A 13425-nucleotide genomic window follows, 5' to 3' on the forward strand; every position below is an offset into this window, starting at 1 on the left:
GTGACCAAAATATATTGGCCAAAATTCATTCTATGCATGTCGACCTGACGACAATGCAATTCCAATCCTCCATTGGATGCGGCAATAGGAATCAAACGTGATTATGTCACTCAAGTATCTTCGAAATCCAGTTTCCCAACGCCCAGGAGTACCTACGTGAAATTCGCTCGCGCATTCACCCGCCTGTTCCAATCAGCGCTTCTCGCTGCGGCAGCTTTTTCTGCCGTTCCATCTCACGCAGCGGAGGTGACTGATGTTCTTTCCCGTCACGTTACCGTGCCCGATCACGTGCAACGCGTTGTCCTTGGCGAGGGGCGACTGTTTTATGCAATGGCACTCCTTGATCATGACGCACCATTCAAGCGCATTGTTGGCTGGCAGAACGATCTTCGCAGACTCGATGAAAAGACCTTCAACGGCTACATGGAAAAATACCCCGAAGCCAAGGATATTCCGCTGATCGGTGAAACGTCCGAGGCGAGCGTCAGTGTAGAGCAGATCCTTTCGCTTAAGCCCGATCTTGCTGTTTTCAGCATTGCAGGACATGGACCGGGTGAGCATAGCCCAATTGCCGACGTCTTGGAAAAGGCTGGCATCCCGGTCATTTTTGTGGATTTTCGCATTCACCCGATCGAGGGCACCGAACAGAGCATGAAGGCGCTTGGCGCAGCATTGGGGCGCCAGCAGGAAGCCGATGCCTTCCTGAGCTTCTACGACCAACATTTGAACCGCATCAAGCAGCAAGTGAAGGATATTCCGGAAGACAAACGGCCGACAGTCTTCCTTGAACTTCTTGCCGGTGTATGGAAGGCGCCAGGACACACCACCGGCAATGGTGGCATGGGAGATGTCATCAGACTTGTCGGCGGGAAAAATATCGCCGAGGGGGTGGTTCCCGGAGCGATCGGCGACATCAGCGTTGAATATGCATTGAAGGCCCAGCCTGACATCTATGTGGCAACGGGCAACAGAGCGCCGGGACTTCAGCTTGGGGCCCAGGTCGATGAAGAGACGGCCGCCAAGACATTGCAGGATGTGTTGGCTCGACCTGAATTTTCGAGCCTGACTGCGATCCGTGAAGGACGGGCGCATGGTCTCTGGCACGAGTTCTACAATACTCCATACAACATTCTCGCCGTCGAAGTACTTGCAAAGTGGATCCATCCGGAGCTCTTCAAGGATCTCGATCCAAAGCAGACGAGACATGAGCTTTACGCCAAGTATCTGCCACTTCCTGACACGGGCACCTATTGGGTCGACGCAGCAGAAAAGCATTGAACATGGAAAGCATCCCTCGAAGCGGCGCAGCACGCCCTGAAAGCTCCGCCACGCCACGCTCGCAGGCTGCGATCCTTCGATACAGACATTTGGTAAGAAGGCGCCTCCTTACCGTTCTGGCCTTTGCGATCTGCATGGCTGTGGCCGCGACGATTGATGCGACAACAGGCCCTTCCGGTCTGCCGATTGCCGAATTGCTGAAGGGGATACTATCCCCTTCAGCACTTGATCCGGTGACACAAGTGATCATCTGGAATGTCCGCCTTCCTTATGCCGCCATGTCTCTTTTGGTCGGGTGCGCGCTTGCGCTCGCCGGCGCAGAAATGCAGACGGTCCTGGACAATCCCCTCGCGAGCCCATTCACGCTTGGCGTATCATCGGCAGCAGCGGTCGGTGCATCGCTTGCGATCACGTTTCATTTCGTCCTGCCTGGTGTGTCCCCAAACTGGACAATGTCCCTGATGGCGTTTGCGTTTTCCTTCGGCTCGGTATTGCTGCTGCAGGCTATGTCCAAATTGGCGGCTGGCGGACGGGAAACGGTTGTCCTTCTTGGTATAGCGCTTGTGTTCACGTGCAACGCCATTGTCTCGCTTCTGCAGTTGATTGCACCGGAAGATGTGCTGCAGCAACTGGTCTTTTGGACGCTCGGCAGTATCGCTCGCACAGACTGGGAGAAAGTCGGTCTGTTGGCTGCCGCTCTCGTTTTCGTCATACCGTTCTCCGTCGCCTCCTCCTGGCGCTTGACTGTCTTGCGGCTCGGTGAGGATCGCGCAGCAAGCTCGGGGATCGACGTCGGCCGACTACGGTTCTTCTCATTGGTCCGCATCAGCCTTGTCGCTTCCATTTCTGTTGCCTGTGTGGGGCCGATTGGCTTCATCGGACTCGTTGCTCCCCATATTGCAAGGCTCTGTGTTGGAGAGGATCAGCGATTTCTGCTCATATCAAGCGCGCTGATCGGCGCAGTTCTCCTGTCTCTGGCATCTGTCGTGAGCAAAATTATTATCCCTGGCGTCGTCGTGCCCGTCGGCATCGTGACCGCGCTCGTCGGTGTGCCGGCGTTCGTGATCCTCATTATCAGGAAGGGGCGGCCGTCATGATGGACGCTCTATCTGGACTGGAACTGGACGGGGTAGATGCGGGCTACGGTCGCAAAACTATTTTGCACGGAATTGCTTTGCCACGATTATCGCCAGGATCCATGACGGCGCTTCTCGGTCCGAATGGTGCTGGGAAGTCGACGCTGCTGCGCGGCCTTGCCGGACTTGGAACAGTTGAGGGTCAGATATCCCTTGATGGTCGCGATGTGCGTACGATGACGGCGGTGGATCGGTCGAACGCATTCGGATATCTTCCTCAGACACTCCCACCGCCAGTGGCGCTGACCGTTTTTGAATCGGTCGTTGCGACGCTGCGTGCTCTGCCTAGGTCAGCAAGATCCGAGCGGTCCATGGAAAGCATCGCCCGTGATGCCTATTCGGCACTCGAAGACGTCGGGATTACGGACTTGGGCGAGCGGCCATTGTCGCAGCTGTCGGGCGGACAGAGGCAGCTTGCCGGCCTCGCGCAAATCGTCGCCAGGCGCCCACGGGTTCTCCTGCTCGACGAACCGACAAGCGCCCTTGATCTGCGCTATCAGACCCGTGTCATGTGGCAGGTCAGGCGACTGGCGAAGGCGCAAGGACTGATCACCGTCGTTGTCATGCACGATATCACCCTTGCCGTACGTCATGCAGACCACGTTGCAGTCATTTCGAACGGAGAACTCTACGGATTTGGAAAACCTGGGGAGGTTGTAAACAGCGCCATGCTCCGTGCCGTTTACGGTGTCGAAGCCAGGGTCGAAAGGTGCTCGCAGAACCATCTCCAGGTCATCGTCGACGAAGAAAGTTGATCGCGTGAAAACAACGCCGCATCAGCCAGCCGCTATGTAGGTCGAGGAGCCGGATCGGTACGTTGTCCTCTGTGACGCGTTGGACTGCTTGGGAAAGCCAAAAGTTTGTCGGAGGGGAAGGTACCATCCCGCCCGTCGGCGGCTGGGCCGATGAGTGGGCCAGTCCTGCCCTTGTCTCACATGGCAGGTCTAACAAGCACTTGCTTTGTGCGAAGTTATTAAACCGCAATCGAATGCGTGATTATTGCCGAATGCAAGTATTGCGATTATTGATTCGTCTTGTCTTTTTGTCCCGTAACGCGGTCGGGAACAGGTTTGCAAGGGGGAGCTATGGGCCAAGCAAAGACGAAGAAGCAGGCGCAGGAAAAGCTGGCTGAAGCACGAGAAGCTCGTCGAATCGAAGTTGCTGATCTCTTTCAGGAAATGGACATCGACATCAGCCGGCCGGGCTTTTACGACGATCCAGGTTTTCTAGCGCGCGAAGAGCAAAATTCGCGATTTGCCGAAAACTATGCCGAATGGGTCTTGCTGCGCGATCGTACTCAGGACTATGACGCGCGTGTCCGTGACGTTGTTCCTCAGGTCGCTGAGATCCTGCAACGACGAATTGTGCAGCACAACTGGCATGGCGCCTGTATCGCGCTCACCGCAATTTTGACCCGGATCCTCGATCGTCTCGGTATCTGGAACATCCCGGTGCGCGGTTCAGCATCGGTCTATTCCGGGGGGCAGTCGCGCCACTTCGCTATCATCGACGAGAACGAGGGGAGCGGGTTTGACACGGGTCACATGTGGGTAATCGCGCCTCCGTACGACGTCATCGACGTGACTCTGCACTATCAGCGATGGCGGGGAGATGATTTCCAGCGGCGGATCCCCGAGATTGTTCTCGGTGATGGCCTGGCAAGCATCAAAGCTCGCCCGCAAGATGTTATTGCTCCGGAACTCAGGGCGCAGATGCCCAGGAATCCAGACCTGCATTTCAAGGTTTTCCCAGACCAGAAGCGCATACTCGAAAAGTTTCCTGCAAAGCAGTTTGTAAGCGGCTCAACCGACATTCGCTATGTGCCAGCTGGGATCAGCTTTCCGGATGCCCCGTTGGAAGGAGTCAATTCAGAGGGTAGTGCAGGAGTCCCTGGGATCACGATTTGGACGGACGACATAGTGCCAATCCTGGGCCCCTGGCCCTGACCGCAAGAAGGAGGCCGACAGGTCTTTAAGGCGGTCCGACATCTTTGCCTAAAAACGAAATGTGCACTCGCGCAGTTCGCGACGCGGACGAAGACGCGAACGCACATTCTCGGCAGCCAAACTCACTACATCCATGAAAGCAGAGAATTACATATGTATAAGCCCGGCGGCACTATCAAATCTCTTCTCGACAAGATCGCGGGTCAAGATTATGTCCTGCCGGCCATTCAGCGGGAGTTTGTTTGGTGGCCGGATCAGATTTGCGAATTATTTGACAGCCTTATGCAGGGTTACCCGTTCGGCACGTTCCTGTTCTGGAAAATAGAACAGGAACGTCGTAGTGAGTACAAATTCTATGATTTTGTTCGCCACTATCACCAACGGGATCGCTTCCACTGCGCGTTCCTGAAAAATCCCCCCAATCGCGAATTGACCGCCGTTCTGGATGGCCAACAGCGAATGACGGCCCTGAATGTTGGCCTGCGGGGATCTTACGCGTGGAAAATGCCAGGCAAGCGGTGGAGCACCGATGCAGCCTTTCCCATCCGTCATCTTTACCTCAACCTGCTCAGCGAACTCGATGTCGAGACGGCCTGCCGATATCATTTCGAATTCCTGACCGATCAGCAGTTCACCAAACCCGAAGCAGGAGAGGTATGGTTCCGGTGCGGGCGCATCCTCGAAGAAGAATACGACGATCTGATCGACGCCCTCGATGATCTGAACCTGGAGAAAGAGGACATCAAAACGGCACGGGCGACGTTGCGTCTTTTCCACAAGACGATCCACGACAAGGATCTGATTACCTATTACGAGGAGGAAAGCCAAAGCCTGGAGCACGTGCTGAATATTTTTATCCGTATGAACAATGGCGGCACACCCCTCTCCTATTCCGATCTCCTTTTGTCTGTGGCTGTTGCCCAATGGGAGAAGGTGGACGCCAGAGAAGCAATTCATTCTCTCGTCGATGAGATGAACAAGCAGGGTGACGGATTTAAGTTCACCAAGGATCTGGCGCTAAAGGCGGGGCTGATGCTGTCTGACATCGGCAGCGTGGGCTTCAAGGTCGAAAACTTCAACAAGACCAACATGGCCATACTAGAAAAGAATTGGCCGCAAATTCACGATGCAATGTTACTTGCCGTGCAGTTGCTCGCGTCTTTCGGCTTCAGCAGCCAGAACCTTCGCGCCGAAAGCTCCATCCTTCCGATCGCCTATTATCTCTATTGCCGCAAGGTTGACGGATCATATCTTCATCGTGCTGAATTCGCCGCAGATCGCGAAGGTATTCGCCGTTGGCTGATCCGAAGCGTGCTCAAGGCATCCGGAATTTGGGGAAGCGGGCTCGATACGCTTCTGACGGCCTTGCGAGAAAAGATCGCCGGGAAGGCATCGACAGGCTTTCCTGTCAGCGAACTTGAGGCAGTTATGGCCCTACGTGGTAAATCCCTGACATTTACAGACGTGGAGATCGATGAGTTGTGCGATCTGCCCTATGGCGACGGCAGGACATTCGCACTGCTATCGTTAATATTCCCCGGTTTTGACCTCTCGCGCCATTTCCACGTCGACCATATTTATCCACAAGGTCGGTTCACCGACGCGCAGTTGAGAAAGGCTGGTGTCACTCAGGATCTCTGGGAAATCCTGCAGGACAAGTACAACCGGTTGCCCAACCTCCAGCTTCTGGAAGGTTCGATCAACAATCAGAAGCGGCAGAAAATGCCGCATGAGTGGTATGCGTGGATCAAGCCCGACGAGGCGGCTCGTGCCCAATACCTTGCGGGTCTTGAGATTGCATCACTTCCTGAAACGATCAGCGCTTTTCCGGAATTCTACGATCGCCGCCGCGACGCACTGAAGACGCGTATTGTTGTCGCCCTCGATCAGAGCCCTTGAACCCTTTTTGCTTTTTTGTGCAGGAAAGCCGATGAACCGCTTCTTTTCAGACAGACATGGGTACCGGGACCCCGAACCTCCGATCACGATCCGGGAGAATGCTCCCGCCTTCCTGCGCTACCAGGTTGCCTCGCTTGCGCGAGACTGCGGTCTGAGCGCAAAGACAATCCGCAAGCTCGTCTGCAACATACTGCTTGAAGTTCCGGATCCGAACAACTGGAGCGACACAAATGTCTTCGATGAAGCCGTTACCCTGCTTCAGAACTGCGAATGGTACAAGGTCTACGACATCGCTGAAGCAATCTGGCGCTCTTTCGAATATCGTGAGGACGAACAGGAGCGTTTCGAAGCGGATCTCAATCGCCTGTTCCGTGAAAAAGGGATTGGGTGGGAGCTGAAAAGTCCCGACGGTATCGTATTCAGGGGCGAAGCCACTTTCGCCATTGCTACGCAGGAAGCAGCCGACGTGTTTGCGAGCAGTGGAAAGCACACGGCAGCCGGAGAGATCAGAGAGGCGCTGAAAGATATATCGCGGCGGCCCGAACCGGACCGTACGGGTGCTATTCAGCACTCGATGGCTGCGCTCGAATGTGTCGCTCGTGATCTGACTAATTCTCCGAACCAAAATCTGGGGCAGATCATCAATGGACTGGCACTCACACAGCCGCTAAGCGACGCGATCCACAAGCTTTGGGGGTATGCATCCCAAAACGGTCGGCATGTTCAGGAGGGGCGAAACGCTTCCGCAGTCGAAGCGGAACTCGTCGTCAGCGTCGCCTGTAGTGTCGCGGTATTTCTGCTGCGACGGCAATGAAATGCTGCGCCGAAGTACGACGCTTGAACCGCGACACGGAGCCTCACGACGAAAGCAGATGTTGCTGAGCTTGGAAATAGCAGATTGCAGAAATTGCAGGACGTGCCGGCATGGCTAATTGATAGGCAATCTTAGCTGCCGTGCCGTCATCTCGAAAAAATCTAATGCATTGGGCAAGGTGCGACTAGTAAAAACATGGCCTTCGCCAAAAGACCGAGGCAGATTGCCGCCAGCCCGGTCTTCAGGTCTTCACGGCGTTGGGGGAATTGGTTTTGGGTTCTTTTTGAAGGGATCAAGCAGTGTCACCCCTAGCCTCTCGAAGTCCGCGATGTTGCGCGTCACGACAATCAGATTGTTGACCTTTGCTGTAGCGGCCAAGCCCGTGTCGTCAACATGGTTGTCCACGTGACCAAGGGCCTCGCCCCAACACCGCGCGACGGCCTCGTCGACCGACAGGATGCGGCCAGAATAGGCGGCAAAGATCCCGGCGGCGCCAGCAGCGATTACATCGGCGATCGCCTGGTCTTTCTGTCGCTTTTTCGCGATGCCCTTGGAAATTTCACGCACGGATAGCACGCTGATTGCAAGATCGATATCGTCGATCGTTTCAAGCCATGCCGCTACGTTTTCGTGAGGCTTGGGCCGACTGATCTCCTTAAGGACGTTCGTATCGAGGAGATATTTCAAGGCTTAATCGTCCAGAGCGCTGAGATCGGCCGCGCGCATGGCGGCCTTTGCACTTTGCTTTGGATAAGGTCGCCCCTTTTTGGGATTTGCTTCAGCATAAGCTTTTGCCGCCACGATCTGCTGCTCACGTAGTGACGGATAATCCCGCAGGATATCCTTCACGGACATTCCTCCGTCGATAAGTGAAGCGAGCCGGTAAGCCTCAATTTGGGTTCCACGAACGACCGGCTCTTTTCGTGAAGCGTCAATCTGGTCCGCCAGCTTGCCGAGCTCCTTTAGGCGTTGATCGACGAAAACGAGGTGCTGGTGAATATCGTACCGCTGCTTTCCAAACACGACCTCCTTATCGCTTCCGTGTTTGAGCGAAGAACGCAGAGCAACATATAGCGCCGTCTGGCTCTTCGGCGTCAGAGCCTCCTTGAGCTCGTCATAGGCGTGAAGAAACACCAGTTCGGCTTGCCCGAACTGTCGTATTTTGCGCCCTCCGCGCTTCACCAGTTTCGGCTTGATTGGCGCACGCTCGACGACCTTCTTGAAGCTGTCGAGCGGTTGGCCAACAACAAAAGCCGCCTGAGCTGTTGTGAGGTGTTCCATTGCACATCCTCTCTAATGCGACCCTGAACATAGGGCCGAATTAACCGCAACGCAAGGACGCGGGGAGCGTTTGCCTCACTCAGAAAATTTCCCTCACGGGACTTGCCAAGAGCTGCGCTATGAAATTGCTCACAGTTGGAAAGGTTTCGTCGCCCCGGAAGACAGCAGCAACCTCCGAGGTTATTGGCTCGCCGCTGATTTGTCGAAACTCCACTCCGGGTAGGTTGAGAACCCCACAAGCGACAGATGGGAAGACCGATACCCCTGCGCCAAGTGACACCTGTGTGAGCACAGCCAGCAAACCGCCCGGAGCCGATACAATCCGCGGGTGGAAGCCGCCGCGGCATGCGACTTCAAATGTACCGGCATCCTGTTCGGGAGCAATGAATGCCTCATCTTTGAGATTGTGCGGGTCGATCGCCTTCTGCTCTTGTTTTTCCGCCCAACCCTTCGGAATGGCAAGGCAGAACCGATCTCGCAACAGAACGTGTTGATGAACCGAATCCGGAATTGTCATAGGCAAACGGACAAACCCAACGTCAACTTGACCCTCAAGAATGAGTTCTGGAAGCACGTCCATCGCGATTTCTCGCGCATTGAAATACACGCCAGGCCAAACCTTGAGGAACTCGCTCATCTGATCCTGAAGGACGCCCGCATAAGCTGCAGATCCGACATAGCCGACTTCGATGCGGCCGATCTCGCCACGACCGGCGCGTCGGCCAACGCTCTGTGCCTTCTCGAACTGCGCCAGAACATTTCGAGCTTCATTCAGAAAGACCTCTCCGGCAGGTGTCAGTGCTACCGATCGCTTCGTTCTTACAAGAAGTTGCGCTGAAAGCGACCTTTCAATCTCCTGAATCTGTACGGTCAGCGTCGGGGGTGCAATGTTCAGCTTATCTGCCGCGCGGCTGAAGTGGAGCTCTTCTGCGAGAACCACGAAATATCTGAGGTGTCGGAGTTCCATAGCTACTTCGATTGCAATTAGGTTTTACCTAATAATATCGAAAAAATCAGACAATGCGAGGAATTACGAAAGCCGCTAAACCGATACTCGTAAACGGTCAAGGAGCCGCACATGTCAAGTATCCTCCCCCTCCCCCTCCCCCTCCCCCTCCCCCGTATCTCGGTTGCTGTCCTCGCGGCTGCAGCTTTCGCTACACCGGCCTTGTCGCTTGATCTTCCGACACGCGCGGTCCTAACACTCGACGCCGCCCAAACCGTCGCCGCCGCTGCAGAGGCGAAAGCTTCGGCCGAAGGTTGGCCATGTGTGATCTCGATCGTTGACGATGCTGGATCTCCGATTCTCCTCGTGCGAATGGACAATGCACTCTTACCTGCAGGTGTCGATCTGGCACCGGGGAAAGCAAGAACTGCGGCGCTGTTCCGTCGTGAGAGTGGAGCAATCGAAGATGCAATCAATGGTCAGCGACCTGCGGCGATCACAGCCCGGGGCTTTATCCTGATGCGCGGCGGCGTTCCGATTGTCGTTGACGGCAAGGTCGTCGGCGCGATTGGCGTATCGACCGACACGCCTGATCATGACGAGCAGATCGCGAAGGCCGGCGTGGCGGCGATCAGCAAATGACCGAAATAGCACTCACTCGAAAGAACGCGAATCCGCTTTTTGTACTGGTGACGGCGTCTACCGGTTGCGCAATGACCGTCCTGGATACGAATGTCGTGGCGATTGTCCTCCCGACCATCGCTCGTGATTTCCAGGCAAGTTTCGCCGAAATCGAGTGGGTCATAAGCACATATGTTCTGTGCTTCGCGTCGCTGCTCCTTCCGGCTGGCGCGATTGCAGATCGGTTCGGCCGGCGCCGCGTGTTCCTGATTGGTATTGTTTCATTTGCGATAACCTCTCTGTTATGCGGCGTCGCGACCTCGGCGATGGCACTATACTTGGCTCGAGCTCTGCAGGGGGGCAGTGCAGCATTCTTGCTGGCGCCAGCTCTGGCGATCATCGGTCATACATTCCACGTCGAAGCAGAGCGTAATCGCGCATGGGCAATCTGGGGCGCAATGATGGGGCTGACCATGGTGCTGGCGCCGATCGTTGGAGGCGTGATTGCGCATGCTCTCGGATGGCGTTGGGCGTTCCATATCAATGCCCCGATCTGCATTCTACTTGGGACCGCGGTTGTTGTTCTGGTGGAGGAATCAAGCGACAAGGCTGCCCGTCGTCTTGATCCGGCCGGCATCATGTCCTTCACCGCGACGATGTTTGGCATGACATGGGGCCTGATTAACGGTCAGGCACACGGATGGAGTTCGGCCAGCGCACTATTCGGATTCATTGGTGGCGCTATTGCACTTGTGACTTTCATCGTCGCCGAGCGGTCGCAGCAGCGTCCCATGCTCGATTTGCAGCTCTTCTCCAATCCGCGCTTTGTAGGTGCTGTCTGGGCAATGTTTGCCTATGCAGCAGCAGCTCAGGTTATGGCTTCCATGCTGCCATTGTTTCTGCAAAACGGTTTAGGTCACACCGCTCTTGAGGCTGGCTTTGCCATGCTTCCCTTCGCACTCACCATGTTGCTTTTCCCTCAGGTCGGTCGAATGCTCGGAAGCCGTTTCTCCTCACGCGCAATTCTCGCAACCGGTCTAGTCCTCGTAGGTGTTGGCAACGCCACGACTGCGTGGGGTGCGCAGCTCGGAGCGTGGCACGTTGTGATGGTGGGGATGCTGGTCCTGGGTAGTGGTGGTGGGTTACTCAACGGAGAAACGCAGAAGGCCATAATGAGCGTCGTCCCTCGCGAAAGAGCTGGCATGGCGTCGGGTATCAGCACGACCTCTCGCTTCTCTGGTATTCTGCTTGGCTTCGCATTGCTCAGCGGGGTGCTTGCTACTGTGGTGCGAGGCCAGTTCGCTGATCCGGATTGCGGTGCATCATGCTCACCAACGTCCTCCTTCGCCGACGCGATCATCGCAGGTGATTTACCCCAGGCGGTCTCTGGCCTGAGCGGCTCAGCACGTGAACTCGCCATCGAACAGGCGCGAACGGCATTCTCGTTCGGTTTCTCGGTTGCCCTTATTACCGCGGCAATCTTCGCGCTTGCCTCATCGTTCTTCGTTTGTCGGTTGATGCGAAGCCGGTAGATGGCTTCGGATCTCGGAGTTTGGCGAAACGGCCACCTAAATTCCTGGAACCTCAACGTCGAGGTGCTGGTTTATTACAGTTTATACGCAAGCACGTATAAGGTGCTGATAAACAAGGAAATATTTCTTTTTTTATTTTGATTTTATAACAGCCGACGCCCACATTCATCGCTTGAACGGCAGACGCCGGATCAGACCAACTTCAACGCGCTGGCGCCAATGAAAGCCGCAGCATAGTCGAGGAGGATATCCACTTAGTGAAACGCCGGGAACTGTTCTGACAAACCCAGCCACCTCTCTCGCCATCCCAGCTTCTGCGGTTGAAACGACGGTTGGTTGTGTCTCTGTGGTCGTCGAGGCCTATTGTGCCATCGTCATTCCCGGCTTGGGAGCATAAGAAACACCTATACCTTCCACCCCGAGTCGGGAAGACTGACAATCATTGGGCCTAGGGACCACCGCGCAAAAGCGTTTGAAGCCCATTCCGAGGGACCTATTTGACGCAGTAGTAGTGCGATCGCGGTATTCATCTCGCCGATTTCGTCGCGCCGACTGTCGAGGGGAACCTCAACCGTGTAGTCCTGTTTTGCCAGCCGGCCGACGATGTCGGTCATCCGCACCAAAGGCATGGCGACCCGTCGTCTGAGGATGAAGTAGAGCACCGCCAGGAACAGCGCTCCGGTCAATCCGAGCATGATTTTGGCGACAAAACTCCACCAATCGCTTCGCTCCCTGGCATAGAGCAATTGCGTGCCGGTGCGCGCAGCGGTCATATCCCGGAAGTGTCCGACCTTGCTGAGCAGGTCCTGTTGTAGCCTCTCATGCTCGGCGCCGAAGAGCGTCATCTGAGCGGTAGATTTGTCACCGCGCTGGAAAGCCTCGACCGCAGTGATCTCGAGCTTGTCGAGCTCCTCCGCATCCTTTTCGATCTGGTTCAGTGCATCGGCTTCTGCACCGGGCAGCCCCACTGATAGCAATCCAGAGATCGCAGCCTCGCGGCGGCTTTCGCTTGCCTCCTCGGTTTTGAAGACCGTGAGGTGGCGCTCCTCGCCGCGCATCACGTAAAGCCTTGCCTCGTCGCTTCTGACCTCAGCTCCGATTGCCAGTTCTTCCGCTAAAGAATCCAGTGCCAGGTGCTCCTCCACCGCGACCCGTTCGTCGATAGCGCTACGGGACGACACGATAAACGCGCCGCCGGACAAAGCCGTCAGCAGGACTGTAACGCCGTAGGCCCAGTTGGTGATCGTACTTATTCTCATCCCTCGATACTATTTCCTACTGCTAAAGGGAGGCTTAAGGGAGCCGAATGCCTGCGCCCAGCGGGACAGTCCGAAGATAGAGAGGCGGTGTGATTGGCCGCTACTCCCGGGTATTGCGTTCGGGCAGGCCCTTCAGTGAAGGTCCACCGCTTCCACTGGGTCTGGGAGATTGGATAAAGCGTAATCTGAACAATCGAACGGCTGCGCGGGCGATAAGCGGACGCAAATGGCCGCTTAATCTTGTAATTTATGATAATCGGTCGTATACGTCCTTTTGAGGTCTCCTTGACTCGCAAACGCTAATCGGTCTTATGAGTCCGGTAATCTCATATTCTTAGTGATTCGAGGTCATATATGTCCGATTCAAATATCGTGGATGCCCGGTCACCGGACGCGATCTCCCGAGAAATCGGGCAGAAGCTGGAGCGTCTGCGCTTGTCCAGAAACATCACTCAAAGCCAGCTCGCGGCGGATGCCGGAATATCCGAACGAACGCTTCGAAGACTTGAATCAGGCGACAACCCGACGCTCGACTCACTGGTTCGCGTTCTCATTGCACTCAGGGTCCAGCAGAATATTGATCTTCTCGTTCCCGACTCGCGAATACGACCTATCGAGCGCGTCCGTACAAAAGGGGCTGAGCGGCAAAGATCAAGCTCGGCGAAAGCCACGAAGAAAGGGAAGCCATGGGAATGGGGAACAAAGGGGTGATG

General features: G+C 55.6%; 13 protein-coding genes. 9 read left to right on the top strand and 4 right to left on the bottom strand.

Annotation, left to right across the window (positions count from 1 at the left end; genetic code table 11):
• Positions 1 to 156 precede the first annotated feature (156 nt).
• From ACODTZ_RS28140 to ACODTZ_RS28165, 6 genes are all read left to right on the top strand, one after another.
• Positions 157 to 1278, top strand: coding sequence for an ABC transporter substrate-binding protein (locus ACODTZ_RS28140; protein ID WP_489029747.1), 1122 nt, complete (start codon positions 157 to 159; stop codon positions 1276 to 1278).
• 2 nt (positions 1279 to 1280) lie between these two features.
• Positions 1281 to 2375, top strand: a complete 1095-nt coding sequence (locus ACODTZ_RS28145) for a FecCD family ABC transporter permease (protein ID WP_489029749.1) — start codon at positions 1281 to 1283, stop codon at positions 2373 to 2375.
• Positions 2372 to 3169: an ABC transporter ATP-binding protein gene (locus tag ACODTZ_RS28150; RefSeq protein WP_489029751.1), complete on the top strand. Its 798-nt coding sequence runs from the start codon at positions 2372 to 2374 to the stop codon at positions 3167 to 3169. Before ACODTZ_RS28145 ends, ACODTZ_RS28150 begins: the two co-directional genes overlap by 4 nt.
• A gap of 330 nt (positions 3170 to 3499) precedes the next feature.
• Positions 3500 to 4360, top strand: coding sequence for a hypothetical protein (locus tag ACODTZ_RS28155; protein ID WP_489029753.1), 861 nt, complete (start codon positions 3500 to 3502; stop codon positions 4358 to 4360).
• Positions 4361 to 4513: 153 nt separating this feature from the next.
• On the top strand, positions 4514 to 6259 hold the full coding sequence (locus ACODTZ_RS28160; protein ID WP_489029755.1) for a DUF262 domain-containing protein: 1746 nt from the start codon (positions 4514 to 4516) through the stop codon (positions 6257 to 6259).
• Between the two features lie 31 nt (positions 6260 to 6290).
• The gene (locus ACODTZ_RS28165; RefSeq protein ID WP_489029757.1) at positions 6291 to 7073 is read left to right on the top strand and encodes an AbiJ-NTD4 domain-containing protein; all 783 of its coding nucleotides are present in this window, start codon (positions 6291 to 6293) and stop codon (positions 7071 to 7073) included.
• Positions 7074 to 7322: 249 nt separating this feature from the next.
• Here the strand turns inward: ACODTZ_RS28165 and ACODTZ_RS28170 are convergent, their stop codons facing one another.
• The 3 genes from ACODTZ_RS28170 to ACODTZ_RS28180 form a co-directional block, all read right to left on the bottom strand.
• Positions 7323 to 7760, bottom strand: a complete 438-nt coding sequence (locus ACODTZ_RS28170) for a type II toxin-antitoxin system VapC family toxin (protein WP_489029759.1) — start codon at positions 7758 to 7760, stop codon at positions 7323 to 7325.
• Positions 7761 to 7763: 3 nt separating this feature from the next.
• A complete protein-coding gene (locus tag ACODTZ_RS28175) occupies positions 7764 to 8354 on the bottom strand; it encodes a DUF433 domain-containing protein (protein ID WP_489029761.1) in 591 nt (196 codons plus the stop codon).
• Positions 8355 to 8433: 79 nt separating this feature from the next.
• Entirely contained in the window at positions 8434 to 9321 is an 888-nt protein-coding gene (locus ACODTZ_RS28180) for a LysR substrate-binding domain-containing protein (RefSeq protein WP_489029763.1), read from the bottom strand.
• A 111-nt stretch (positions 9322 to 9432) separates the two neighbouring features.
• Here ACODTZ_RS28180 and ACODTZ_RS28185 point away from each other — a divergent pair, with 111 nt between their 5' ends.
• The gene (locus tag ACODTZ_RS28185) at positions 9433 to 9942 is read left to right on the top strand and encodes a GlcG/HbpS family heme-binding protein (protein WP_489029765.1); all 510 of its coding nucleotides are present in this window, start codon (positions 9433 to 9435) and stop codon (positions 9940 to 9942) included.
• The gene (locus tag ACODTZ_RS28190; RefSeq protein WP_489029767.1) at positions 9939 to 11453 is read left to right on the top strand and encodes an MFS transporter; all 1515 of its coding nucleotides are present in this window, start codon (positions 9939 to 9941) and stop codon (positions 11451 to 11453) included. Before ACODTZ_RS28185 ends, ACODTZ_RS28190 begins: the two co-directional genes overlap by 4 nt.
• 404 nt (positions 11454 to 11857) lie before the next feature.
• Here the strand turns inward: ACODTZ_RS28190 and ACODTZ_RS28195 are convergent, their stop codons facing one another.
• Complete coding sequence (locus ACODTZ_RS28195; protein WP_489029769.1) at positions 11858 to 12712, bottom strand: HAMP domain-containing protein; 855 nt, start codon at positions 12710 to 12712, stop codon at positions 11858 to 11860.
• A gap of 354 nt (positions 12713 to 13066) precedes the next feature.
• On the opposite strand from ACODTZ_RS28195, the gene ACODTZ_RS28200 reads away from it, so the two are divergent.
• Complete coding sequence (locus tag ACODTZ_RS28200) at positions 13067 to 13423, top strand: helix-turn-helix domain-containing protein (RefSeq protein WP_489029771.1); 357 nt, start codon at positions 13067 to 13069, stop codon at positions 13421 to 13423.
• Positions 13424 to 13425: the final 2 nt, after the last annotated feature.

The organism is Rhizobium sp. FG113 (assembly GCF_057809895.1).